The organism is Sorangium sp. So ce834 (genome assembly GCF_051521425.1).
GTDB lineage: Bacteria > Myxococcota_A > Polyangia > Polyangiales > Polyangiaceae > Sorangium > Sorangium cellulosum_D.
Map to the genome: position 1 here is coordinate 11,671,995 of NZ_CP150351.1, position 23,317 is coordinate 11,695,311.

Genomic DNA, 23,317 nt, shown 5'->3' on the forward strand with positions numbered 1-23,317 from the left:
AGCCCAGAGGAGCGCCGCCGCGCGCCCGCCCCTGCGTCGGCACCGGGGCTGTGCCCGGGCCTGCGTCGGCACCGGGGCTGTGCCCGGGCCTGCGTCGGCACCGGGGCCGTGCCCGGGCCTGCGTCAGTCCCGGCCGTGCCCGGGCCCGAGGATGAGCTGCATCTTGGCCATGGGCTCGAACCCCTCGACGTGCGGCGGGTGGTGGCACTGCGAGACGCAGCTCTCGGGCGAGGGCGCGAGCACGATGAGCCCCTTCTTCTCGGGATCCTTCGCGTGCAGCGAGCCCGGGCCGTGACACTCCTCGCACTGCACGTTCTGGAGGGAGGCGTTGTGCGTCACCGTGGAGCCGCCCGGCTTGCCGTAGCCGGTCACGTGACAGCTCACGCAGTCGAGGTTGTACTCCTTGAAATCCTGCTGCAGCGTCGCGTAGGCCCGCGCGTGCGCGGTGCCGTCGAAGACCTTGCGCTCCTCGTCGTGGCAGTTCGTGCAGGCGTCGATGCCGATGTAGCTGGCCTCGCCCTTCGCCGGCGGCTCGGGGACGCGATCCGCGAACGCCTCCTTGTTGTGGGCGTTGACCCGCTTGTAATAGGCGAGGAGCTGCCCGGCGACGTCCTTGTCGGCGCCGAGCTTCTCGCGCACCTCCACCGAGCTGTAGCGGAAGAAGCTGCCGGTCACCTTCGCCTCCGCCGACTCGAGCTTCGCCTTCTCGGCCCGGAGCTTCTCCAGATCGGCCTTCCGATCGGCGACGTCCTTCTCGGAGACCGTCTTGCTGCCCTCCCAGCCGTTGAGGCGGATCTCGAGCTCCCGGATCCGCGACGACAGGCTGATGAGCTCCTCGGCCTTGGCGACGCCGCCCGCGTCGGCGAACACGAGCGGGCCGTCGCCCTTTCCGCGCACGAACAGATCCACGACCGCCACCGACTGGAGGTGGTTCGGCGTCTCGACGACGAGCGTCGTTCCGATGAGCACCGGCGGCTTCGGGCCGTCGTTGACGTCCCCGCGCTCGCTGGGCTTGCCCAGCACGAGCACGTGCAGCTCCGGCGCGTTGTCGGCGAGCCGCAGCGCCTCGCCCCGCGGCAGGGCGGCGAGCCCCACGAACACCGTCGCGCCCTGCTTCTTCGCCTCCTCGACGCCCGCCTTCACCGCCTCGACCGCCGAGCCGGCCTTGACGCCCTCGGGATAGGCGCCGGCGCGGCCCTTCGGGTCGCTCACGCCGATGAGGCCCACCTTCACGCCGGCGACGTCGCGCACGACGACGCCCCGGACGCCCTGCGCGCCCTCGAGGTTCCTGGCGAGCACGGCCGCCCCGGCCTGCTCCTGGTACTTCGCGAGCGCGTCGGCGCCGAGCGCCCAGTCGTTCTCGCCGGGCGCCCACGCCGCGAGCCCGATCTCCTTCGCCGCCAGCGCCATCGCCTCGGCCTTCCAGGCGTCCTGGGTGCGGCGCTCCGGGCTCACCTCCGGCTCCATGAAGAGCAGCGGCCCGGCGCCGACCACGAGGTGATCCGGCGCCTCGCCGCGCTGGCCCTCGATCAGGGCGGCGAGGTGGTCGATGCCCCCGAGCTGGTCCTTCGTGCAGCCGCACGGCTCCAGCGCGCCGGCCACGGTGCTGAGCACGTAGAGCCGCACCGTCGGCCGGGTCGCGCCCGCGTCGGCGTCCGCCTCCGCGCTCGCGGCGCCCCGCTCGGGGACCTTGCACCCCTGGCACGCCGCCGCGCCGGCCGCCGCGGCGATCGCGAGGAAAGGGATCAAGAGCGCGTATCCCCGACGCACTCCGCGAAGAAGCGAGCGCTTCATGCCCGCGCTATAGCACACGGGCTCGGGCGCACAGGCGGGGGCCGCGCCGAGGCGAAGGCGGCGGTGTCGAGGCGCCGGCGGCGGGACGGGGGCGCTCAGAAGCTCGACGGAGCGAAGGGCAGGACCGTCTTCAGGTCGGCGTCGTTGAACCGGAGCTGCAGGCCGATGAAGTAATCCCGGCGATCGGTGTTCAGGATGTCGTCCATGCCGCCGAGCAGCCACAGCTTGCGGATGAACTCGTACGCGAGCGCGACCCGCCAGCGCGGCGACAGCTCCTCGCCGAAGCCGAAGAGGTCCTGCCGGAGCTCGAACCGGTCGTCGAGCAGGTGGAGATCGAGGCCGAGGCCCCCCGTCGACTCCTTGATGCCGAACCGGCCCGTGAACGGGCCGAGCCGCTTCGCGAACTGGAACGAGAAGCGGAAGGCGTTCGTCGTGATGGTGCGGACCTCGCGGTAGTGCGCCGGGTCGTTGATGTTGGTCGTGTCGACGTCGATCTGCTGGAAGTCCGTCTTGCCGCGCGGGTCGTTCACCAGCTCGACGACGTAGTACTTGTCCTCCGTCGGCTGGAGCCGGAGCTCGACGTAGCTCTTGATGGTGTTGGCCAGGAAGTTGTAGTCGGTGCGGAGCCCGACCACCGTCTGGAAGCGGCTGATCCCGCCGACGAGCTCGCCGACGTCCTCGACGACCGTCTCGACCTCGTTGATCAGCGTCTCGTCCTTGGTGAGGCGGCCGAGCGTCCCCTCCCCGCGGTCGACGCGCGCGGCGATGCTGTCCACGTGCTTCAGCGCCGACTCGAGGTTCTCGGTCGCGCGCCCCACCCGCTCGGCGGCGCGCCGGAGCTCGCCGGGCTGCCCGCCCTGCTGGCCGGGCACCTCGGCCGCGGCCGTCATCGTGCGGATGTCGCGGCTCACCTGCTCGACGTTGCGGAGGATCTCCCGCAGGCGCGGGCCCGACTCGCCCGTGATCTGGTTGATGTTGTTGATCGTCTGCGTGACGCCCGCGCGGTTCTCGCGCACGGTCGCGTTCATCTGCTCGGTGACCTCCGCGAGGTTGTCGAGGATCTGCGCGAGCCGCTCCTGCCCGCTCTCGGAGCCGACGGTGTTCTTCAGCGTCTCGGTGACGGTCTTGACGTCCTTCAGGATCTCGGCGACCTGCCCCTGCATCGACTGGATCGTCGGCTCATCGATGTAATAGAGGACCCTCCCCTCGTCGGGGATGCGCGGCTTGCCCTCGGTGCCGGGCGAGAGCACGACGAACGACTCGCCGATGAGGCTCGTGGCGCGCTTGCCGATGGCCGCGTCCTCGTAGAGCGGGACGTCGGGGCTCATCTTGATGTCGATGCGCGCCTGGCCGTTGTAGAGCGAGATCTTGTCGACGACGCCGACCTGGATGCCCGAGATCATCACCCGCGATTGCGGGGACACGCCGATGGCGTCCGGCAGCGTGGCCCAGACGCGGTAGCCGTTCCCGCCGCCCACGTCGCGCGAGACGAAGCGGTACCCGCCGTAGGCCGCGCCTGCGAGCACGATCGTCATGACGCCGACCTTCGCGGCCTTGGAGACCTCAGCCATCCTGCGCGAGGGCCACGGTAGCACGAGCCGACCGCGGGACCGCGCGGGTTTCTCCCCGGCGCGAGCGCGCGCGGGTCGGGTGCGCGGAGGCCCGCGCGCGGGCGGCCGGCGACGGGCGCCAGGTCCGGAAACCTGCTAGCCGAGGCGTATGCGGTCGTGGTGGGCCAGAGGGGTGTTCGGCGCGGCGCTCACCTTCGCCGGGGCGGCAGCAGCGGAGCCGCCGGCGCTCACGTGGGAGGCGGCGACGCGATCGCCGCAGCCGCCCGCGGCGCTCGCGCCGGACGTCGCCGCGCTCGCGGCGCGCTGCGGGAGCACGGACGCGGCGCTCGCCGCCGTCGCCCGGCGCAACGTCGAGCGGCAGCTCCAGGGAGGGGAGATCATGCCGCCCGACGAGCTCGCCTTCACCCTGCGCGCCGCCGGCGCGCCGCACGCCTGGCCGAGGGGCTGGTCGATCTCGGGCCGAGGGCTGGGGCCGGACGAGATCGGGGCGCGGCTCGACGGGTGGATCGCGGGCTGGACCACGCTCGGGGTGCGGCGATGTGGGGTGGCCCAGGCGAGGAAGCCGGATGGGACGGTGATCGTGGCCGCGGTCGGGGTGGACGCGCTCGCGGATCTGTCGCCGCTGCCGACGACGGCGCGGGTGGGGCAGTGGGTGACCCTCGAGGGGACGATGCGGGTGCCGGCGAGCGCGGTGAAGGTGGTGCTGCTGGGGCCGCGGGGCGCGCCCAAGACGGTGCTGAGCTCGCTGTCGGGCGCGCGGCTCCGCTCGAGCTTCGCGGTCGACCAGCCGGGGAGCTGGCTGGTGCAGGTGCTGGCCACGGTGTCGACCGGGCCGAGGCCCGTGCTGGAGGCGATGATCTTCGCGGGGAGCGCCCCGCCGGGCCGGTACGTGCGCGCGACCGCGCCCGGCGAGGAGGCCGCGAAGGGGGCGCAGGGCGACGAGGACGCGATGCTGCGGATGATGAACGCCGCGCGGGCCTCGGAGCACCTGCCGGCGCTCGCGCGCGACGCGGCGCTCACCGCGCTGGCGCGGGCGCACTCCGAGGAGATGATCAAGGCGAAGATGGTGGGCCACGACGTGGGCTCGGGCGATCCGGCGGTGCGCCTCAAGGCGGCCGGCTACAGGGCGACGATCGCGGGGGAGAACGTGGCCAGCTCGAGCACGACCGAGGGCGCGCACCGCGCGATCTGGGCGAGCCCGTCGCACCGGGGCAACCTGCTCGACCGGCGCTACGGAAGGACCGGCGTGGCCGTCGTGCGCGACCCGAGCGGCCGGGTCTGGGTGACGCAGCTGTTCGCGGGGTGACCGCGGGGCGCCGGGCGCGTGGCGCCGGCGGGGTCAGGCGCCGCCACGCTCTCGCCGGAGCCGCTCGAGCTCCGCCAGCGCCTCCGCGAGCCGGTGCTCGGCCTCCTCGCGGGCGCGGGCCTCCTCCTCGCGGGCGCGGGCCTCCTCCTCGCGGGCGCGGGCCTCCTCCTCGCGGGCGCGGGCCTCCTCGTCGAGACGCAGCTCGAGTTCCTGCGCGCGCTGCTCCGCGGCGTCGACCAGGGCGCCCAGCTTGTCGATGAGCTCGTCGGTGTCGGGGATCGCGGCGTCGCCCGCATAGAAGCGGAGCCTGCCGTCCTCGACGACGAGATCGAGCCCGAGCACCCGCGACGCATAGTGGCCGCGCTGGGGGATGAGCGGCTCGTAGACCTTCGCGGCCGAGGACGGCAGGCGGAAGCCGCGCAGCGAGCCGCGCTTGCGGTCGTACACGAAGTACTCCGGAATACCGAGCCGCGCGAACCACTCCACGTTGCGCTGGAGGTCCTTCCTGCGCTTTCCGCGGACGATCACCTCGAGAGCGAAATCGAGGCCCTTGCCCTCGTCCAGCACGACCCACCGGTCGCGCTCGTGCACCTCCACGTCGACCACGGCGATGACATCCGGCGAAAAGACGCGCTCGCCCGGGTAGTACACCGCGAGGTTGCCGCTGACGTAGACGCGGCGGCCAGCGCGCCGGAACCAGCGATCGAGCGTCGTGCGCGCCCGGGTCACCGGGTGCCAGTGCGGATCGCCCTCGGGCGGCGAGGCTTCGTCCAGGGGGAAATCGGACGGGAGGCTGTCCACGACCTCGCGGCGCTGCTCGGGCGTGAGCTGCTCCCACACCTCGACGGTCGGAGCGCGCGGGTCGTCGGGATCTACACGCCACGGGGTCGCACAGCTCATCGCCCGATTCTACCCGCGCCGCGCTGGTCCGTCAGCTCCTGGGCTCGATGGAACGTCGGCGCGAAGCTTACGGTGAGCAGGCGCCCGGCGCTCGCCGATCGCCCGCTTTCCACCGCCGCAGCGGCTCCTGCGGCTCGTCCGGGCGGCCGCCGTTCCGCGCGTGTATCCTTGCACCGATGGCTGCACGCCCGCTTTACGTCGGCATCGACCTCGGCACCACGAATTCGACCGCGGCCGCCTTCGACGGCGAGAAGGTCACCCTCGTCAGGAACTCGCAGGGCGCGACGCTCACCCCGAGCGTGGTGAGGATCGACGCGCGCGGGACGACCACGGTCGGCGCGCGCGCGCGCCGGTTCCTCGAGAGCGATCCGCAGAACACCCGCGCGGAGTTCAAGCGGCTGATGGGGACGGCCCAGCCGATCGAGTTCGCCGCGGCGAAGGTGACGAGGAAGCCCGAGGAGCTCGCCGCCGAGGTGCTCCGCTCGCTCCGCGCCGACGTCGCCGAGCACCTCGGGGCCCTGCCCGCCTCGGCGGTGATCTCCGTGCCCGCCCTCTTCGAGCTGCCCCAGAGCGCGGCGACCTCGGAGGCGGCGCGGCTCGCGGGGTTCGAGCGGGTCGAGCTCATCCAGGAGCCGGTGGCCTCGGCGCTCGCGGCCGGCTGGACGGCCGAGGAGCCCACGGGCAGCTGGCTCGTCTACGACCTCGGCGGCGGGACCTTCGACGCCTCGCTGCTCGAGACGCGCGACGGGCTGCTCCGCGTCGTCGGGCACGACGGCGACAACTTCCTCGGCGGGCGCGACTTCGACTGGGCCATCGTCGACTGGGCGCTCGCCGAGATCGCGCGCACCCAGGGCGTCACCGTGAGCCGCGCCGACCCGCGGCACGCGGCCGCGCTCCGCAAGCTCAAGCTCGCGGTCGAGGAGGTCAAGATCGAGCTCACCCGCGCCGACGAGGCGGCGCTCGCGATCCCCGGGGCGTTCGAGGTGGACGGCGCGCCCGTCGACGTCGATCTGGTCCTCGGGCGGTCCACGCTCGACGCGCTCTGCGCGCCGATCATCGACCGCTCGATCGAGGTCTGCCGGCAGCTCCTCGCGGCGCACGGCCTCGACGCGTCGCAGCTCGCGCGCGTCGTGCTCGTGGGCGGACCGACCGTGATGCCGGCGCTGCGGGCGCGCGTCCGGGACGCGCTGGGCGCGCCGTTCGGCGAGGGGCTCGACCCGATGACCCTCGTCGCGCAGGGGGCCGCCATCTACGCGGCGACCGCCGGGCTCGACGCGCGGGCGTCCTCGCGCGCGCGGGCCGAGGGGGCCACGGAGGAGGGCCGCCGGCTCTGGCTCCAGTATCCGGCGATGTCGAGCGACCTCACGCCCCACGTGGTGGGCCGCGTCGTGGAGGGGCCGGGCCCCGCGCCCGAGCGGATCCGGCTCACGCGCGAGGGCGACGGCTGGACGAGCGCCGAGGCGCCGCTCGACGCCGAGGGGGCGTTCGTGGTCACCGTCGACCTGCTCCCGCGCCGGCCAAACGTGTTCCGCGTCGAGGCGACCGCGGCCGGCGGCGCGAGGGTGCCGGTGCACCCGCGGTCGATCACCATCGTCCAGGGGCTCACGATCAGCGATCCGCCGCTGTCGCGCACCGTCGGGGTCGCGCTCGCGGACAACTCCGTGCGGGTCTACTTCGAGCGGGGCGCGCCGCTGCCGGCCCGGCGGACGTTCGTGCACCACAGCGTGGAGAGCGTGCCGAAGGGCTCCAGCGCGTGCGTGCTGAAGATCCCCATCGTGCAGGGCGAGCTCGACGTCGCCCACCTCTGCCGCGTGGTCGGGACCCTCGAGATCGACGGGAGCGGGCTCACCCAGGCCCTGCCCGCGGGCGCGGCGATCGAGCTCACGCTCGAGCTCGATCGGGGCGGGCACCTGTCGGCGCGCGCGCTGATCCCGTCGCAGGGGCTCGTGTTCGAGCGCGTCGCGCACCTGCTCGTCCCCGAGGCGGCGCCCGAGGTGCTCGACGCCTCGCTCGCGGCCATGCGCGAGCGGCTCGCGTCGGTGCGCGAGAGCGCCCTGCGCAGGAACGCGCCGCACGCGCTCGGCAAGGTCACCTACGTCGAGTGCGCGCTCGCCGAGGTGGAGCGCGACGCGGCCGCGGCGCGCGGCGGCGACGCCGACGCCGGGCAGAAGGCGCGGCGCGCGCTGCTCGAGCTCGACGTCCTGCTCGAGCAGGCCGAGGCCGACAAGCGCTGGCCGGAGCTCGAGGCCGAGGCGCAGGCCGCCGTCGCGAACGCGTCGGTGTGGATCTCGCAGCTCGGGTCGAGCACCGAGAAGGCGCTCCTCGAGGAGGCCGCGCAGGGCGTTTCGCGGGCGCGCGCCGAGAAGAACCAGGTCGAGCTCCAGCGGCAGCTCCGCCTCGTCCGCAACCTGAGCAGCGCGGCGTTCCAGCGGCACCCGAAGGCGTGGGTGTGGATGTTCGAGGACGCCGCCTCCGAGGCGCACCAGGCCTCGGATCTGGTCCGCGCGCAGAAGCTCGTGCGCGACGGGCGCGGCGCGGCGGAGCGCGGCGACACGGCCGCGCTGCGGGCGATCACCGAGGAGATCTGGCGCCTCCTGCCGGTCGACGCGCAGAAGCGCAGGCTCGGCCACGAGTCGGGGGTGCGGTGATGGACACGGACGGCGCGCTCGGCCGCATCCGCGACAACCCGTTCTACGTGCTCGGCCTGCGGCCGACCGCGAGCCGCGCGGAGATCGAGCGCGAGGGGCAGAAGCTGCTCGGGATGCTCGAGCTCAAGCTCGCGAGCGCGGCGACCTACCCGACGCCGGTCGGCCCCGGCGCGCGCACCGCCGACAAGGTGCGCCAGGCCATGGCCGCCCTCCGCGACCCGGAGCGGCGCCTCGCCCACGAGGTCTGGGCGCGGCTCGACCCGAGGCCTCCGCCGAAGGACGACCTCGACGACGACCTCGGCGAGCTGCCGCCGCCGGAGCCGCCGGGGGAGGATCCGCGCGCGCCGTGGCCGGAGGCGCTGTCCGCGCTCGGCTGGAGGGCGCGGTGATGCTCCACCTCGCCCTCGCGGCCACGGCCGTCCTCGTCCTCGCCACCGCGGCCGTCGTCGTGCGCCTGCTCGTCGAGCGCCGGATGGCCGCCCAGAGGGCGACCGACGACAGCGCGCTCGGCACCGTCGTGCGCACCCTCCTGGGTGTGCTCGCGGTGCTCGTCGTGTCCACCGTGCCGCGCGGGCAGCTCTGGCTCCTCCTCGTGCTCGCGCCGCCCCTCGCGCTCCTCGGGCCCTGGCTCGCCGCCCGGCACGTGTTCATCCCGCTCGGCCTGCCGCGCGCGGCGTACGGCGCGGCGAGGCGCTCGCTCTTCGCGTGGCCCGCGGACCCGCGCGGCGGCGCGGCGCTCGCGGCGGCGTGGGCGCTCTGCCGCGCGCGGCGGCCGGACCCCGAGGCCGAGGCCTGGGTAAGCGAGCTGCTCGACCGCAACGCGGCGGCCCCGCCCGGGGCAGGCGCCGCGGCGATGCGGCGGGCCTCGCTCGGCGGCGCCGGGGTCGCGGCCGGGGCGATGCTCGCGGCGTACCGTGGCGACCAGGAAGGCGCGCGGCTGCTCTTCGAGAGCGTCCGCACCCTGGATCCGCGCGCCTGCCCCCGCGAGGCCCGCCGCATCGCCGCGGGCTGGCTCGCCGCCGAGGCGGCCTCGCGCGGCGACTGGGCGGCCGTGCTCGAGCGCGCGCGCGAGGGCGGCGGCCGGGCGCTGTCGCTGCTCGGCGCCGTCGCCGCGCGGCTGCTCGGGGAGGCGCCCGCGCCGGGCGCGCTCGAGCTCTGGCTCCGCTGGCTCGCCGCGCCCCATCGCCGGGCCACGCTCCCGCTCGTGCGCCGCGCCCTGGCCGCCGGCGAGGGCGCGCCGCCCCCGCAGCCGGAGGAGCCCGAGCCGTGCGCCGCCAGGGTCGCGGAGGGCGACCTGTGGAGCCGCGCGGTGCTGCTCCACGCGACGATGCTGCTCCGGCCCCGCGGCAAGGTCTCGGGCGACGATCTCCGGCGGCTGGGCGGCGCGTGGGACGCGGCGCTCGACGACGAGCGCGCCCAGGCCGAGCTCCGCGAGCGCGCGCAGCTGCTCGGCGCCTCGGGCGCGCAGGCGGCGCTCGGCCCGCTCTCGCGCGCGGTCGAGGAGGACCTCGCGGCGGCGCTGCGGGCGGCGCGCGTGCCGCGCGAGGCGTGGGACGATCTCGGCGGGACGATCGGCCGCACGCGCCGGCGCCTCCGGGACGAGCTCCTGTCCGAGCTGGAGCTCGCGTGCGACGCCCTCCGGCGCCGCGTCGACGAGAAGCGCGAGCTCCCGGCGCTCTCGGAGTGGCGCGAGTGGATCTCGCTGCGCGCGCAGTACGAGGCCGCGGCGGCGCTCGTCGGCGCGGAGCTCCGCCGCCTCGCGTTCCCCAAGGTGCACGCCGACGTCTGCCACGCGGCCGTCTGGCTGTTCAACGCGCGCAAGGAGCGGGCGATCGCGAACGCGATGTTCCGGTGGCTCCTCGCCGAGGCCGAGGCGCTCGAGGACGCGCGCCTCGCCGGGCTCCAGCGCGGCAACGTCGGGTGCGGGGTGTGACGCGGGCGAGCGCGCCCGCGCCGCGCCCCGGGGCGCCGGCGGATCGTCCGGAGCCCTCCGAGGCGGCCGCATGATCGAGCTCGACCGGGTCACGAAGCGCTACGCCGGCGCGGTCGCGGTCGACGGGGTCTCGCTGCGCGTCGAGGAGGGCGAGCTCCTCGTCCTCCTCGGCGGCTCGGGCTCGGGCAAGACGACCACGCTCAAGATGGTGAACCGCCTCATCGAGCCCACGTCGGGCGCGATCCGGATCGGCGGCAAGGACATCACCGGCGAGCCGCCGCACGCGCTGCGCCGGCGCATCGGCTACGTCTTCCAGCGGCTCGGGCTGTTCCCGCACCTGACCGTGGCGGAGAACATCGGCGTCACGCCGTCGCTGCTCGGCTGGGACGCGGCGCGCATCCGGGCGCGCGTCGACGCGCTCCTCGAGCTCTGCGAGCTCGATCCGGCGGCCGTGCGCGACCGCCGCCCCGACGAGCTCTCGGGCGGCCAGCAGCAGCGGGTCGGGGTCGCGCGCGCGCTCGCCGCCGAGCCCAGGGTGATGCTCCTCGACGAGCCGTTCGGGGCGCTCGATCCGCTGACGCGCGACCGGCTGCAGCAGTCGTTCCTGGCGATCCGGCGCCGGCTCGGCCTGACCGCGATCTTCGTGACCCACGACCTCGTCGAGGCCCTCCTGCTCGGCGACCGCATCGCCGTGATGCAGGGCGGGCGGCTCGCGCAGGTGGGGACGCCGCGGGAGCTCATGACCGCGCCCGCGGACGAGTACGTGGCGCAGCTCGTCGGGACGCCGAAGCGGCAGGCGGCGGCCATCGACGCGCTGCTCGGCGAGGGGGAGCGCCGGCCGTGAACGAGCAGCTCGCCCTGCTCCCCGGGCGCCTCCTCGCGCACCTCGAGCTCACGCTCGTCGCGCTCCTCATCGGGACGGGCGTCAGCGTGCCGCTCGGCGTGCTGGTCTCGCGCGCGCGCCGCCTCGAGCAGCCGGTGCTCGCCGTCGCGAGCGTCATCCAGACCGTGCCCAGCCTGGCGCTGCTCGCGTTCATGGTGCCCGCGCTCGCCGCGATCGGCGCGGCGAGCATCGGCTACCTGCCGGCGCTGATCGGGCTCGTGCTCTACAGCGTGCTCCCGGTCCTCCGGAACACGGTGGTGGGGCTGTCCAGCGTCGATCCGGCCCTGATCGAGGCGGCCGAGGGCGTCGGCATGACGCCGGGCCAGCGGCTCCGGCGCGTGGAGCTGCCGCTCGCCATGCCGGTGATCGTCGCCGGCGTCAGGACGGCCGCGGTGTGGACGGTGGGGACCGCGACGCTCTCGACGCCCATCGGCGCGGAGAGCCTCGGCAACTACATCTTCAGCGGGCTGCAGACGCGCAACACGGCGGCCGTGCTCGTCGGGTGCGCGGCGGCGGCGGCGCTGGCGCTGGTCCTGGACGGCACGGTGAGGGCGCTCGAGGTCGGCCTCCGCCGGCGCCGCCGGGGCCTCGTGGCGGCGGCGATCGGCGCGTTCGCCCTGCTCTACGCGATCGCGGCGGCCGGCTTCGCCCGGGGGGCGCTCGGGGGCGGCGCGCGGCGGATCGCCATCGGATCGAAGACCTTCACCGAGCAGTACATCCTGAGCCGCGTCCTCGCGGGGAAGATCGCGCGGGACACGGGGCTGCCCACGGAGGCGGTGGAGTCGCTCGGGTCGACGGTGGCGTTCGACGCGCTCCGGACGGGCCAGATCGACGCGTACGTGGACTACTCCGGGACGCTCTGGGCGACGGTCATGAAGCGGGGCGACGCCCCGGCCGACCGGGGCGAGGTGCTCCGCGGCGTCGCGCGGTACCTGCTCGAGGAGCACGGGATCGTGGTCGCCGCCGCGCTCGGCTTCGAGAACACCTACGCGCTCGCGCTGCGGCGCGAGCTCGCGGAGCGGCTCGGCGCGCGGACCATCAGCGATCTCGTGCCCGCGGCGCGATCGATGTCGATCGGGGGAGACTACGAGTTCTTCCAGCGCGCCGAGTGGAAGACGGTCGAGCAGCGCTACGGGATCGCGTTCGCGAGGCAGCGCAGCATGGACCCGTCGCTCATGTACGAGGCCGTGAGGGCGGGCGAGGTGGACGTCATCAGCGCCTTCTCGACGGACGGGCGGATCGTGTCGTTCGACCTCCGCGTCCTCGAGGACGACCGGCGGGCGATACCGCCCTACGATGCCGTCGTCCTCGCGAGCGCGCGGCTCGCGCGGGAGCACCCGGAAGTGATCGAGGCGCTGCGGGGGCTCGAGGGCAAGATCGGCGCGGAGCGGATGCGGGAGCTCAACGTCGCCGTCGACGAGCGGGGAAAGTCCCCCGCGGAGGTCGCCGAGGCGCTGCTGCGGGAGCTCTGACCGGCCGCGCCCGCCGCTACGTGCCGCTCGAGTCGCCGGCGGGCACGTCGCCGCTCGGGTCGCCGGCGGGCACGTCGCCGCGCGGCGCCCCGGCGCCCGGGCGCCTGAGCGTCACGAGGCGCTCTTCGTGGAGCGGCTCGGGCTGGATCGTGCAGTGGTCGAGCGCGTGCCGCTCGCGCAGCCGCCGGCCCACGGCCGCGGCCACGTCCGTCCCGTGGTGCCCCTTGGCGAGCACCACGTGCACCGTGAGCACGTTGAAGCCGTCGGAGATCGACCAGACGTGCAGGTCGTGGAAGTCGAGCACGCCGGGCACGCTCCGGATCGTGTCCTCGACGTGGGCGAGGTCGATCTCGATGGGGCTGCCCTCCATCAGCACGCGGGACGTGTCGCGCACGAGCCGCCAGCCGCCCCAGAGCACGAGCGTGCCGATGGCCGCGCTGATCACCGGGTCGGCCCGCGTCCAGCCGAAGGCGAGGATGAGCACGCCGGCCGCAATGGCGCCGACCGAGCCGAGCGCGTCCGACAGCACGTGCGCCAGCGCGGCCCGCGTGTTGATGTTGTGCCCGCGCTCGCCGGTCGAGAGCAGCAGCGCCGAGACCACGTTCACGATCAGCCCCAGCGCCGCGGTGACCGCCAGCGCCTCGGCGTGCACCGCCTGCGGCGCGCGCCACCGGTGGACCGCCTCGATGAAGATCCAGATCGCCGTCAGCGCCAGCGCGATGCCGTTGGCGAACGCCGCGAGCACCTCGGCGCGCCGGTAGCCGTACGTCCGCGCGCGCGTCCGCGCCTGCGCCGCGATGCGCTGCGCGATGATGGCGAGCCCGAGCGCCGCGGCGTCGGCGAGCATGTGCCCCGCGTCGGCCAGCAGGGCGAGGCTCTTCGACCACCACCCGACCGCCGCCTCCACGAACAGGAACGACGTCGTGAGCGCGAACGCCGCGACGAGCCGCCGGAGCGGCGCGCGCCGGTGGTCGTGATCGTGGTCGTGGTGCCGCGGGCCGCCGTGACCGTGGTCGTGGTCGTGATCATGGTCGTGGCCGGACGCGCCGTGATGGCCGTGCGCGCGCAGCTCGCCGCGCGGAGCGTCGCCCCGGCGCGGGTGCTCATGGGCGCCGCTCCCATGATCGTCGGGCACCCCCATCGCGGCGCCGGAGCGGCTCACACCCGCTCGATGATGGTCGCCACGCCCATCCCTCCGCCGATGCACAGCGTGATCAGCGCGGTCGCCTTATCGGCGCGCTCGAGCTCGTCGAGCGCCGTGCCGACGAGGCATGCCCCGGTCGCGCCGAGCGGGTGCCCGAGCGCGATCGCGCCGCCGTTCACGTTGACGCGGTCGAGGTCGATGCCGAGCTTGCGCGCCGTCTGCAGCGGCACCGCGGCGAACGCCTCGTTGATCTCCCAGAGATCGATGTCGCGCGCCTGCATGCCCGCCTTCTTGAGCGCCCGCTCCGACGCGGGCGCCGGGGCCGTCAGCATGATCACGGGCTCCGCCCCGGCCGTCGCCGTGGCGCGGAGCCTCGCCCGCGGCCTGAGCCCGTGCGCCTTCACGTAGTCGCCCGACGCGAGCAGCACCACCGCCGCGCCGTCCACGATGCCGCTCGAGTTGCCCGCCGTGTGGACGTGCTCGATCGACGTCACCTGCGGGTACCGCAAGCGCGCCAGCTCGTCCACGGTCTCGCCGGCGGGGCCCATCGGGGTCGAGCCGAGGCCCGCGAACGCCGGCTCGAGCTTCGCGAGCGCCTCGATCGTGGCCCCGGCGCGCGGGTGCTCGTCGCGGTCGAGCAGCGGCTTTCCGTCGAGATCGACGACCGTGAACAGGCTCTTCGCGAACCGCCCCTCGCGCGCGGCCCGCTCGGCCTTGTGCTGGCTCTCCAGCGCGAAGCGGTCGACGTCCTCGCGCGAGAAGCCCTCGATCGTCGCGATGAGATCCGCCGAGATGCCCTGCGGCACCATCGCCAGCTTCTTGCGGAGGGCGAGGTTGTTGCCGTCGAGGGGCGCGCCGTCCGAGCCCATCGGCACGCGCGACATGCTCTCGACGCCCCCGCCGACGGCGACCTCCTGCTGGCCGGACATGACCCCCATCGCCGCGAAGTTCACCGCCTGCGCGCCCGAGCCGCAGAAGCGGTTGACGGTCACGCCGGTCACGCCGTCCGGCCAGCCGGCCGCGAGGATGGCGGTGCGCGCGACGCACGCCCCTTGCTCGCCCGCCTGGGTCACGCACCCGACGACGACGTCCTCCACGTCGTCCTTGCGGATCCCGGTCTTCTCGGCGAGGCGGTTGAGGGTCTGCGCGAGGAGCTCCTGGGGGTGCACGCCGGAGAGCGCCCCCTTGCCTGCCTTGCCGCGCCCGCGCGGCGTGCGAACGGCATCCACGATGAAAACGTCTCGCATGACAGGCCTCCGCGCTGGGTGTCCGGCCCTGCCTTAGCACACGACCCGTTCCCGGGGCAGCCCGCTCGCGCCGGGTCTCGGTGGCCCTGAACCGACGCGGATCGGCTATGCTCGCCGCCGATGACGGACCGGTCGCAGCGCATGGTGTGGGTCGATCTCGAGATGACGGGGCTCGACGAGAGCTCGTGCGCGATCGTGGAGATCGCGACCATCGTCACGGAGCCCGACCTCACCGTCGTCGCCGAGGGGCCGTGCCTCGTCATCCACCAGCCCGAGGACGTGCTCGCAGGGATGAGCGACTTCGTCCGCGATCTCCACGAGCGCTCGGGGCTGCTCGCGCGCATCCGCGCCTCCACGCTCTCCGTCGGCGACGCGGAGGCCGAGACGCGCGCGTTCCTCGAGGCGCACTGCGACAAGGGCACGGCCGTGCTGTGCGGCAACTCCGTCTGGAAGGACCGCGCCTTCCTGCAGCGCTACATGCCGGAGCTCCTCTCTTTCCTGCACTACCGCATCGTGGACGTCTCCACCCTCAAGGAGCTCGTGCGCCGGTGGTATCCGACGCGCGCCGCGCCGAAGAAGCGCGAGATCCACCGCGCGCTCGACGACATCCGCGAGTCGATCGAGGAGCTCCGGTGGTACCGGGCGAACGTGTTCCAGCCGCTCCCGGGCACCGGGATGCGCTGAGCAGCACGCCGACGCGAGGTGCGCTCGAGGGCGCCCCCGAGCTCGCATCAGCACCCGAGCCCGCCTCCCCGCGCGGCGTTCCCCCCACGCGCTCAACCCCGGAGCGCGCTCAACCCCGGAGCGCGCTCAACCGCGGAGCGCGCTCCGTCCACCCCCAGGCCTCCCTGGGGCGCGCCGCGCGCTCCGACCCGGTGTCGAGGTCTGTGTCCTCGGGCGAACGCGCCTCGCTGCCGACAACGAGAAGAAAAATGTCGACGTCGCGAGAAATTTAGATCGATCGAGGGAATGCATTTAGTAGGCTAGCCATGCGTCCAGGCCTCCGGCACGAGGTCTGCGGCGCGGACGCCCCGGCGGCCCCAATCCGCCGGGGTGTCGTTTGCCAGCGGGGCAGCGGATCGCCTCAGAAGAGCTGGTCGCCGTACCACCGCTGATCGGGGCTGCGGCGGGGGTCCACGGCCGGGGTCGCGGCCATGGAGGCGGGCCCGGCGCGACGCGTCGCCCGGGACCTCAGGGTCGGCCTCTCGACGGCAGGGCTCACCGCCGCGGGCACGCCCGGGTCGCAGCTCACCGGCGGGGCCAGCGTCGAGCTGTGCTCCACATCGCTCACGTGAGCCGGAGGATCGGCCGGTCGCGGGGACGGCGCCCCGCGGCGGGCGAAGTACCAGCTCAGCGGTACCGCGATGGCAGCGCTCGTCAGCGCGACGACAAGGAACACCCCGGCGGCCCGGAGGGCGCTGCGGCGCCGCGGGGCGGCGATCTGGACCGAGGGGTGCCGCATGGCCTCGGGGGGGAGGGTGCCGGTGGGCAGCGTGTTGCGCGACGCCGGGGCGGGCGCGCTCCGCTCGGTGTCGGGCGGCGGCTCGGGCCGCGGTGGAGCCCCGCCGGGCGGCGGCGGAGCCCCGCCGGGCGGCGGTGGAGCCCCGCCGGGCGGCGGTGGAGCCCCGCCGGGCGGCGGCGGAGCCCCGCCGGCGAGGGGCGCCGAGTCCGTGAGGAGCAGCGGCCGCACGGCGGTCATGAGCTCCTGGACCGTCTGGAAGCGCGCGTCAGGATCCTTGGCGAGCGCTCGCGACAGCGCGTCGCGCACCTGGGCCGGCACGCCCTGAAGCGGCGGCGGCACCTCGTCCAGCGCGCACGCCTCCAGGTCGTCGCGCCCCTCGAACGGGCGCCGGCCCCCGAGGACGCAGTACAGCAGCATCCCGAGCCCGTAGACGTCCGTGCGCGGATCGATCGCGCGCGCGTCGAAGAGCTCCGGCGCCCGGTACCGCGCCGCGTCCGCCACCGGATCGGCGGGCGCCCCGAACAGCCGGTGCAGCCCGAACGCCCTCAGCACGGCGGCCCCCTGGCCGGTGATCACCACCGTATGCGGGCCTACATCCCCGTGCGCGAGGCCCAGCGCGTGCGCCGCGCCGAGCGCCCGCGCGACGTCGACCGCGAGCTCGTACGCGACGGACCGGAGCCGGGGCAGCAGATCCTCCACCGAGGGGTCGTCGCTCGGCGGGGCGGCGATCCACCCGGTCGTGCCCTCCACGCCGCCGGCGATGACAGGCACGGTGCCGTGCATCGCCGGAGACAGCGAGAGGAGCCGATCGAGCTCGCCGCGGAACGCCTCCGCGTCGAGGGCGACATCCTCCTGGACATACAGCGTGACCTCGCGGCCGTCCGCGTCGAGCGCGCGGTAGGCCTCGGCCGGAGCCGGAGAGTCGAGGCTGGCGACGATGGTGTACCCCGCGAACTCCTGGCCCAGGATCACCATGGGCCCTCCGCCGCAAGCCCCCCGACGAGCGCGGCGATTTCCGCCTCTCCGCGCGGGAGGACAGCAGAGCGAAGCGCGATCTGCGATGTTGGATCAGCCCACGAAATTCTGTTCACTGCGTCGGACCTCCGGCACGAGGTTCGAGTCCATGACACCCCCGGACACGGCTCGGGGAACATCGGTTGGCGCGAGGGTAACAGAGGTCTCCTGCGCGCGGAAGCCGTCGCCCGGGCGGACCGGGGATCACGGAGCGAGCGAGACGGCGCGCTCACTTTCCGGAACGACGGCTCGACGGCGGGGTACGCCCTGAAACGGCGCGCTCCGGCGGGCGCGACTTGGGCGGAGCCGCGAAACGAGCGCGCTCCGGATCCTCGCTGGCCAGGGCGAGCATTGCTTGCTTCCTGGGCGAATCGTCAGGCTCCATGAGCAGAAAGAGGATCGCGTTCTGGAGCGTCTCCTGCGCCTGGTCGAAGAGCTCTGCCACGACGGACGCGACCGGGCTGCGCCCGTCGCCGGGCAGGAGCAGGCGCGGATCGCACTGGAGCCCCTGCGCGATGAGGCCGAGCGCGCCGAGCCCGAGATCCCGCTCGCCGCGCTCCACCTGCCGCAGGTAGGTGGCCGAGAGCTGCGCCCGCTCGGCGAACTCCTGCATGCTGAGCCCGCGGAGCAACCGGAGGATGCGGATCGCCTGACCGACCTCCCTGGGGAGCGTGTCGCGCATGAGCGCGAGCCTAGCAGGCAGAGCTCGCCTGAGCCGCCGAGAAGGTCGGGCGCGCTACAGGTATCCTTCGGCCTGCAGCGCGAACATGCGGGCATAACGCTGGCCGCGGGCGACGAGCTCGTCGTGGGTGCCCTGCTCGACGATGCGCCCGCCGTCGAGGACGACGATGCGGTCGGCCATGCGCACGGTCGGGAAGCGGTGCGAGATGACGATCGTCGTCCGCCCCTTGGACAGTGACCGGAACCGCTGGAAGACCGCGTGCTCGGCCTCGGCGTCGAGCGCCGCGGTGGGCTCGTCGAGCACGAGGATATCGGCCTGCTCGCGCATGAAGGCCCGCGCGAGCGCGATCTTCTGCCACTGCCCGCCGCTCAGCTCGACGCCGTCCTTGAACCAGCGCCCGAGCTGCGCGTCGAGGCCCCCCGGCACCGCGGTCACGACCTCGTCCGCGCCGCCCTCGGAGACCGCGCGCGCGATGCGCGGCTCGTCGCCGAGGTGATCGAGGCTGCCGAGCCCGACGTTCTCGCGCAGCGTGAGCTGGTATTGGTTGAAATCCTGGAACACGACACCGATCCTCCGGCGGAGATCGTCGAGATCCCAGGCGCGGAGATCCTTGCCGTCGAGCAGGATGCGCCCCTCGGTGGGCTCGTAAAGCCGCGTGAGCAGCTTGATGAACGTCGTCTTGCCGGCGCCGTTGTGCCCGACGAGCGCCAGGCTCTGCCCGCTGGGGATGTGGAGATCGATGCCCCGGAGCGCCCACCGCGACTGGCCAGGATACCGGTAGCCCACGCCCTCGAACCGCACGCCCCTGTCGCGCGCGCGGTCGGCCGACGCCGCGGGCGCGCCGCCGTTCGTCAACGCGGGCGCCTCGCCGGCCGGCGGCGCGGGCGGCGCGCTGAGCGGGATGCTCAAATACTGAAAGAGATTCGACATGTAGAGGTTGTGCTCGTACATGCCGCCGACGCCGCCGAGGACGGCCTGGAACGCCTGCTGGCCCTGCCGGAAGGCGGCGACGTAAAGGACCATCGCGCCGAGCGAGAGGCGCCCCGCCGCGGCGGAGGCCGCCATGGCGGCATAGCAGCCGTAGAACGCGGCGGTCCCGAGGAGCGACAGGCCATAGGACCACCCGGCGCGGCGGACCGCGAGGGCGCTGTCCTCCCGGTAGAACGACGCGGCGAGCGCCTTGTACCGGTCGAGGAACATCGGCCCGAGGCCGAAGAGCTTCACCTCCTTGGCGTGGCCGTCGTTGGCGAGCACGTACTCGAGGTAGTTGAGCCGGCGGGCCTCGGGAGAGCGCCAGTTGCGGAGGCGGAACGCCGCGCCGGAGAAGCGCGCCTCGGCGACCGTGGCGGGGACGGCCGCGAGCACGAGCGCGAGCACCGCGAAGCCGCTGAACCCGACGAGCAAAGCGGCGTACCCGGCGAGCGTGATCAGGTTCTGCACGAGGGAGAAGCTCTCGGTCACGACCGACGCGGGGCGCGAGGACGCCTCGCGCCGCGCGCGGGTGAGCTGGTCGTAGAACTCGGGGTCTTCGAAATGGCGGAGCTCCAGCGAGAGCGCCTTCTCGAGGATCATCGCGTGGATGTCGATGGAGAGCCGGGCGCCGAGCAGCTGCCGCGCCAGCGAGAGCCCGCGCTGCGCGAGCGCGAGCGCGGCGACGAGGCCGAGCTCGACCGAGACCCACACGAGCGCCGCGCGCTCCTCGCGGGCGACCACCGCATCCGTGATCGCCTTTCCCACGTAGGCCACCCCGAGCGGCAACACCGCCGCCGCCAGCGTGAGCGCGGCGAGCGCGAGGGTGGCCGCCTTCGACGAGCGCCAGACGAGCTGGAGCGTCCGCGGGGTGTAGGCAAAGCTGTCCCGCAGGCGGGAGAGGCCGAGCATGAGGGCGGATTCTAACCACGCCGCCGCGCGCTGCCCGGGCAGGCCCGCGAGCGCAGGCGCGGGAGGCCCACGCGCGGGGGCGCAGCGAGCTCCGCCGGCCCCGCGGGGGCGGAGGCGTGGCCAGCGCGCGCTCGGCGGCGGCGCTCGCGCCTCAGGTCAGCCGCGCCGCGGGGACGCGCGGCGCGGACGCGCCGCGGGGCACGCGCGCCGGCGGCCGCGGTGGCGGACGCGCGCCGCGGGGCACGCGCGCCGGCGGCCGCGGTGGCGGACGCGCGCCGCGGGGCACGCGCGCCGGCGGCCGCGGTGGCGGGCGCGCGCCGGGCGCGGTATCCCGGGGGCTCCGAACAAGGAGGCTGTGCATGTCGAGCATGTCCAATATGACGATAGGCTACGGAGCGCTGCTCACGGCGCTGGGCGTCGGCGGCTTCGCGGCCACGAGCGCGCCGACGGCGCTCATCCCGGCCGGCTTCGGGGTGGTCTCGATCGGGCTCGGCGTGCTCGCGCGGCAGGAGAAGTACCACATGCACGCCATGCACGCGTCGGCGCTGGTCGGCGTCGTCGGCGTCGTCGGCTCCGCCCGCGGCCTGTCCAAGCTGCCGGCCCTGCTCTCGGGCGGCGACGTGGAGCGCCCGGCGGCCGTCGTCGCGCAGTCCTTGATGGCCGTGCTCTCCGCGGGCTACGTCGCCCTCTGCGCGCGCTCCTTCGTCGCAGCGCGCCGCGCCCCCGCCCGCGCCTGAGCGCGGCGCGCCGCCCCCGAGCGCGCCGTCCGGCCATCGAGCCAGGCGCGCCGTCGCAACGCCCCTCTCACCCTCACTCCCCCAGCCAGCGCGCTCCGAGCGGTCCTGTCGGCCGCGCGCGCCATCGGAGCCATCGAGCGATGGGCTCCTGTCGAATCCGTAGAGAACGGCCGGTGCGGCGGCCCCCCGCGCGCCGATGAGCCCCCTCCCCTCGCCTTACTCTGCACGTCCCATCTACGTATGTCCCATCTCCGCGCGTCGAATCCGGGCCCCCGCGCCGCCGGCGAATGTCCTCATGTCGATTCCTTGACAATCTGGACCAGCAGTCCGGAATGCTATAAATCCGCGCGCAAACGGCCAGATCGGCGCCCGTGCCGGCCGTGCTTGATGTACTGTCGTCGTTACCGGACCATCAACTACCAGAAGAGCGAGCACCATGCTTCGACGCGTCATTGCATTGGGGCTGACGGCGCCTTTTTTCCTTTCGTGCGGGGAGGATGGTGCCGTCATGATGTGGGATTGCAACGAATGCCCCGAGGGCTGGACCTGCACCGAGAACACCTGTATCCCGCCGCATTGCAGCAATGGGATCAAGGATGGTCATCAAGGTGAGACCGACACCGACTGCGGCGGCTCGTGCGAGCCTTGCCGCCTCGGGGCCTCCTGCGAGACGGGAATCGACTGCAAGGAGGGCGTCTGTCGTCTGGGGGCGTGCCAGGCCCCGACGTGCGTGGACGGCGTGGCGAACGGCTTCGAGACCGGCGTCGACTGCGGCACGCGCTCGTGCCCGCTCTGCGCCGCGGGCGAGGGGTGCGTCGCCGGGGAGAACTGCGGGTCCGGCGTGTGCAGGGAGCGTGTCTGCCAGGAGCCCTCGTGCGACGACGGGGTCATGAATGGAAGCGAGCTCGGCGTGGATTGCGGCGGAGAGTGCCGGAGCTGCCGGTAGCGCGAGGAGCGGGCGAGGCGGCCGGGGGCGCTTCCCGGCCGCGCCGCGCGGCCAGGCGCCCGCGCGGCCGGGGAGCGCCTCCGGCTTCAGCGGGGATCGACGGCGGGCGTGGTCTCGACGCTCACCGTGCCGCCGGTCGCGATCCAGCGGAATCCGTCGATGAGCGCGGTGGAGTCGAAGCGATCGTCGCCGGTGTCGAAGAGGATGAACCGGAGCGAGATCTCCTCGCCGCCGCGCACCGGCGCCCGGGTCTTCAGCCACCGGGTGCCGCCGTCGCGGCGCGGGCTGAAGCCGGTCCCGACGAGCTCGCTCGAGCCGAGCGGGCATCCGTCGCAGACATCGAAGAACGCGATATTGACGCTGACCGGCCTGCCCTCGCCGTCGAACGAGAGATTGCCGTTGTACGACCCGGGAGGCGCCGGCGTGGCCAGCGCGACGAATTGATCGTTGAAATCCTCGCAGACCCACTCCGGATATTCGTACGTATAGAACTTGAAGAGGAACTCGTAGCCGGTCGCGTTCCGCGGGGCGCGGAGGACGACCTCGAGGCCGATGTCGTCGTTGATGAAGTCGGAGGGAGGGCAGTCGGGGTTGTCCTGGGGGAACCCGGGCGGCGCGGCGCCGGGGCCGTAGCTCGAGCAGCTCTCGGACCGGCAGGCGTCCGGGTGGTCCGGCAGGCGGGCGCGCCCCGTCGAGAGCGCGAGCAGGCGCGCGCCGCCCTGCACGTGCACGTTGGGCCCGAACCCGTCGAAGAGGCCGACCGCGGGCGACCGCGCCGCGGGCGAGCCGTCCCCGCGGACGTACCTCGCGGAGAGCACGCCCCAGCGACGGTCGTCGCGGGAGGCGAACGCGCAGAGGTCGATCGCCCGGGCGCCGTTCGCCGGGTCGAAGTCCTCGAGCGAGAGGCCGTCGTCGCAGGGGGGTGCGACGTTGTCGATGGCGCCGTCGCAGTCCTCGTCCGCGGGCGCGGGGATCTGGCCGCTCGCGTCGGGCTCGGTGACCTCGACCTCGATGGCGCCGGGGTTCACGTTGGCGTCGGCGTCGTTGCAGTCGCCGGCCGCGGGCGTGAAGCCGTCTCCGTCGCTGTCGGCGTTGGGGTCGGTGACGGGGACGGCGCCGCCGCTGCCCGATCCAGGCGCGCCGGGCGCATCGAGCCCGCCGGAGCCGTCCTCGCCGCCGGTGTCCGGGGGCTGCGCGCGCCCGTCGTCCGCGCCGCCCTGCGCGGGGGAGCCACCGACGGCCGAGCACCCGAGCGCGACGAGGAGCGCCGTCATGGCGGCGACGCCGGGAACGGGGGGAGCGAGCTGACGATCAGTCATACTGCACTTTGCCACGAGGACAGGATCGAGCCCGAGCCTGCACACAACCCCGGTCGGGGCGGACGACCGGACGGCCTCAACCTCGGTCGGGTCGGCTCAACCTCGGTCGGGTCGGCCGCGGCATCAACCTCGGTCGGGCGACCTCAACCCCGGTCGGGTCGGCCTCAACCCCGGTCGGCTCAGCCTCAACCCCGGTCGGGTCGACCTCAACCTCGGTCGGGTCGGCCACCTCAACCTCGGTCGGGTCGGCCCAACCTCGGGCGGACGACCTCAACCTCGGTCGGGTCGGCCTCAACCTCGGTCGGGTCGGCCTCAACCCCGGTCGGGTCGGCCTCAACCCCGGTCGGCTCGCCTTCCCCGCCGGTAACCCCGCCCCCT

At 74.3% G+C, this 23,317-nt stretch carries 18 protein-coding genes; 9 read left to right on the forward strand and 9 right to left on the reverse strand.

The features are described 5' to 3' along the window. Window positions 1-123 precede the first annotated feature (123 nt). Together WMF20_RS42910 and WMF20_RS42915 are read right to left on the reverse strand one after the other, a co-directional pair. Window positions 124-1,749: a multiheme c-type cytochrome gene (locus WMF20_RS42910; RefSeq protein ID WP_437607495.1), complete on the reverse strand. Its 1,626-nt coding sequence runs from the start codon at window positions 1,747-1,749 to the stop codon at window positions 124-126. Window positions 1,750-1,889: 140 nt separating this feature from the next. After that, window positions 1,890-3,365 carry an MlaD family protein gene (locus WMF20_RS42915; RefSeq protein ID WP_437607497.1) on the reverse strand — a complete coding sequence of 492 codons (1,476 nt, stop codon included), beginning with the start codon at window positions 3,363-3,365 and terminating at the stop codon, window positions 1,890-1,892. A gap of 148 nt (window positions 3,366-3,513) precedes the next feature. Between WMF20_RS42915 and WMF20_RS42920 the strand changes: the two genes are divergently transcribed. Then, window positions 3,514-4,671 (forward strand): CAP domain-containing protein, encoded by a 1,158-nt coding sequence (locus WMF20_RS42920; protein WP_437607499.1) that lies wholly within the window; start codon window positions 3,514-3,516, stop codon window positions 4,669-4,671. A 33-nt stretch (window positions 4,672-4,704) separates the two neighbouring features. Here WMF20_RS42920 and WMF20_RS42925 read toward each other — a convergent pair whose 3' ends face one another. Then, on the reverse strand, window positions 4,705-5,571 hold the full coding sequence (locus WMF20_RS42925) for a Uma2 family endonuclease (protein WP_437607501.1): 867 nt from the start codon (window positions 5,569-5,571) through the stop codon (window positions 4,705-4,707). Window positions 5,572-5,747: 176 nt separating this feature from the next. Between WMF20_RS42925 and WMF20_RS42930 the strand changes: the two genes are divergently transcribed. From WMF20_RS42930 to WMF20_RS42950, 5 genes are all read left to right on the forward strand, one after another. After that, window positions 5,748-8,219, forward strand: a complete 2,472-nt coding sequence (locus WMF20_RS42930; protein WP_437607503.1) for an Hsp70 family protein — start codon at window positions 5,748-5,750, stop codon at window positions 8,217-8,219. After that, window positions 8,216-8,608, forward strand: coding sequence for a hypothetical protein (locus WMF20_RS42935; protein WP_437607504.1), 393 nt, complete (start codon window positions 8,216-8,218; stop codon window positions 8,606-8,608). Before WMF20_RS42930 ends, WMF20_RS42935 begins: the two co-directional genes overlap by 4 nt. Further along, window positions 8,566-10,152 carry a hypothetical protein gene (locus WMF20_RS42940; protein ID WP_437607506.1) on the forward strand — a complete coding sequence of 529 codons (1,587 nt, stop codon included), beginning with the start codon at window positions 8,566-8,568 and terminating at the stop codon, window positions 10,150-10,152. Before WMF20_RS42935 ends, WMF20_RS42940 begins: the two co-directional genes overlap by 43 nt. Window positions 10,153-10,222: 70 nt before the next feature. Continuing rightward, window positions 10,223-10,996 carry an ABC transporter ATP-binding protein gene (locus WMF20_RS42945; protein ID WP_437607508.1) on the forward strand — a complete coding sequence of 258 codons (774 nt, stop codon included), beginning with the start codon at window positions 10,223-10,225 and terminating at the stop codon, window positions 10,994-10,996. Beyond that, window positions 10,993-12,507, forward strand: coding sequence for a glycine betaine ABC transporter substrate-binding protein (locus WMF20_RS42950; protein WP_437607510.1), 1,515 nt, complete (start codon window positions 10,993-10,995; stop codon window positions 12,505-12,507). Before WMF20_RS42945 ends, WMF20_RS42950 begins: the two co-directional genes overlap by 4 nt. A 16-nt stretch (window positions 12,508-12,523) precedes the next feature. On the opposite strand, the gene WMF20_RS42955 is transcribed toward WMF20_RS42950, so the two are convergent. After that, window positions 12,524-13,669 carry a cation diffusion facilitator family transporter gene (locus WMF20_RS42955; RefSeq protein WP_237244620.1) on the reverse strand — a complete coding sequence of 382 codons (1,146 nt, stop codon included), beginning with the start codon at window positions 13,667-13,669 and terminating at the stop codon, window positions 12,524-12,526. Next, window positions 13,666-14,898 carry an acetyl-CoA C-acetyltransferase gene (locus WMF20_RS42960; RefSeq protein WP_129579673.1) on the reverse strand — a complete coding sequence of 411 codons (1,233 nt, stop codon included), beginning with the start codon at window positions 14,896-14,898 and terminating at the stop codon, window positions 13,666-13,668. Before WMF20_RS42960 ends, WMF20_RS42955 begins: the two co-directional genes overlap by 4 nt. Window positions 14,899-15,018: 120 nt before the next feature. On the opposite strand from WMF20_RS42960, the gene orn reads away from it, so the two are divergent. Beyond that, window positions 15,019-15,582 carry an oligoribonuclease gene (gene orn / locus WMF20_RS42965; RefSeq protein ID WP_437607512.1) on the forward strand — a complete coding sequence of 188 codons (564 nt, stop codon included), beginning with the start codon at window positions 15,019-15,021 and terminating at the stop codon, window positions 15,580-15,582. 400 nt (window positions 15,583-15,982) lie between these two features. Here orn and WMF20_RS42970 read toward each other — a convergent pair whose 3' ends face one another. The 3 genes from WMF20_RS42970 to WMF20_RS42980 all read right to left on the reverse strand — a co-directional run bounded on the left by WMF20_RS42970 (window position 15,983) and on the right by WMF20_RS42980 (window position 19,937). Beyond that, window positions 15,983-17,335 (reverse strand): serine/threonine protein kinase, encoded by a 1,353-nt coding sequence (locus tag WMF20_RS42970; RefSeq protein WP_437607514.1) that lies wholly within the window; start codon window positions 17,333-17,335, stop codon window positions 15,983-15,985. Window positions 17,336-17,603: 268 nt separating this feature from the next. Further along, on the reverse strand, window positions 17,604-18,056 hold the full coding sequence (locus WMF20_RS42975) for a helix-turn-helix domain-containing protein (protein ID WP_437607515.1): 453 nt from the start codon (window positions 18,054-18,056) through the stop codon (window positions 17,604-17,606). 54 nt (window positions 18,057-18,110) lie between these two features. Beyond that, the gene (locus WMF20_RS42980; protein ID WP_437607517.1) at window positions 18,111-19,937 is read right to left on the reverse strand and encodes an ABC transporter ATP-binding protein; all 1,827 of its coding nucleotides are present in this window, start codon (window positions 19,935-19,937) and stop codon (window positions 18,111-18,113) included. A gap of 359 nt (window positions 19,938-20,296) precedes the next feature. Here WMF20_RS42980 and WMF20_RS42985 point away from each other — a divergent pair, with 359 nt between their 5' ends. Then, window positions 20,297-20,674, forward strand: a complete 378-nt coding sequence (locus WMF20_RS42985) for a hypothetical protein (RefSeq protein ID WP_437607519.1) — start codon at window positions 20,297-20,299, stop codon at window positions 20,672-20,674. Window positions 20,675-21,182: 508 nt separating this feature from the next. Continuing rightward, a complete protein-coding gene (locus WMF20_RS42990) occupies window positions 21,183-21,620 on the forward strand; it encodes a hypothetical protein (protein WP_129579678.1) in 438 nt (145 codons plus the stop codon). A gap of 86 nt (window positions 21,621-21,706) precedes the next feature. Here WMF20_RS42990 and WMF20_RS42995 read toward each other — a convergent pair whose 3' ends face one another. Next, a complete protein-coding gene (locus WMF20_RS42995; protein ID WP_437607521.1) occupies window positions 21,707-22,939 on the reverse strand; it encodes a choice-of-anchor L domain-containing protein in 1,233 nt (410 codons plus the stop codon). Between the last annotated feature and the right edge of the window lie 378 nt (window positions 22,940-23,317).

What these genes read in the sequence shown, in the direction of transcription:
- WMF20_RS42915 (WP_437607497.1), bottom strand. Translation starts at nt 3,365, where the DNA reads ATGGCTGAGGTCTCCAAGGCCGCGAAGGTCGGCGTCATGACGATCGTG.
- WMF20_RS42920 (WP_437607499.1), top strand. Translation starts at nt 3,514, where the DNA reads ATGCGGTCGTGGTGGGCCAGAGGGGTGTTCGGCGCGGCGCTCACCTTC.
- WMF20_RS42925 (WP_437607501.1), bottom strand. Translation starts at nt 5,571, where the DNA reads ATGAGCTGTGCGACCCCGTGGCGTGTAGATCCCGACGACCCGCGCGCT.
- WMF20_RS42930 (WP_437607503.1), top strand. Translation starts at nt 5,748, where the DNA reads ATGGCTGCACGCCCGCTTTACGTCGGCATCGACCTCGGCACCACGAAT.
- WMF20_RS42945 (WP_437607508.1), top strand. Translation starts at nt 10,223, where the DNA reads ATGATCGAGCTCGACCGGGTCACGAAGCGCTACGCCGGCGCGGTCGCG.
- WMF20_RS42960 (WP_129579673.1), bottom strand. Translation starts at nt 14,898, where the DNA reads ATGCGAGACGTTTTCATCGTGGATGCCGTTCGCACGCCGCGCGGGCGC.
- orn (WP_437607512.1), top strand. Translation starts at nt 15,019, where the DNA reads ATGACGGACCGGTCGCAGCGCATGGTGTGGGTCGATCTCGAGATGACG.
- WMF20_RS42970 (WP_437607514.1), bottom strand. Translation starts at nt 17,335, where the DNA reads ATGGTGATCCTGGGCCAGGAGTTCGCGGGGTACACCATCGTCGCCAGC.
- WMF20_RS42975 (WP_437607515.1), bottom strand. Translation starts at nt 18,056, where the DNA reads ATGCGCGACACGCTCCCCAGGGAGGTCGGTCAGGCGATCCGCATCCTC.
- WMF20_RS42980 (WP_437607517.1), bottom strand. Translation starts at nt 19,937, where the DNA reads ATGCTCGGCCTCTCCCGCCTGCGGGACAGCTTTGCCTACACCCCGCGG.
- WMF20_RS42985 (WP_437607519.1), top strand. Translation starts at nt 20,297, where the DNA reads ATGTCGAGCATGTCCAATATGACGATAGGCTACGGAGCGCTGCTCACG.
- WMF20_RS42990 (WP_129579678.1), top strand. Translation starts at nt 21,183, where the DNA reads ATGATGTGGGATTGCAACGAATGCCCCGAGGGCTGGACCTGCACCGAG.
- WMF20_RS42995 (WP_437607521.1), bottom strand. Translation starts at nt 22,939, where the DNA reads ATGACTGATCGTCAGCTCGCTCCCCCCGTTCCCGGCGTCGCCGCCATG.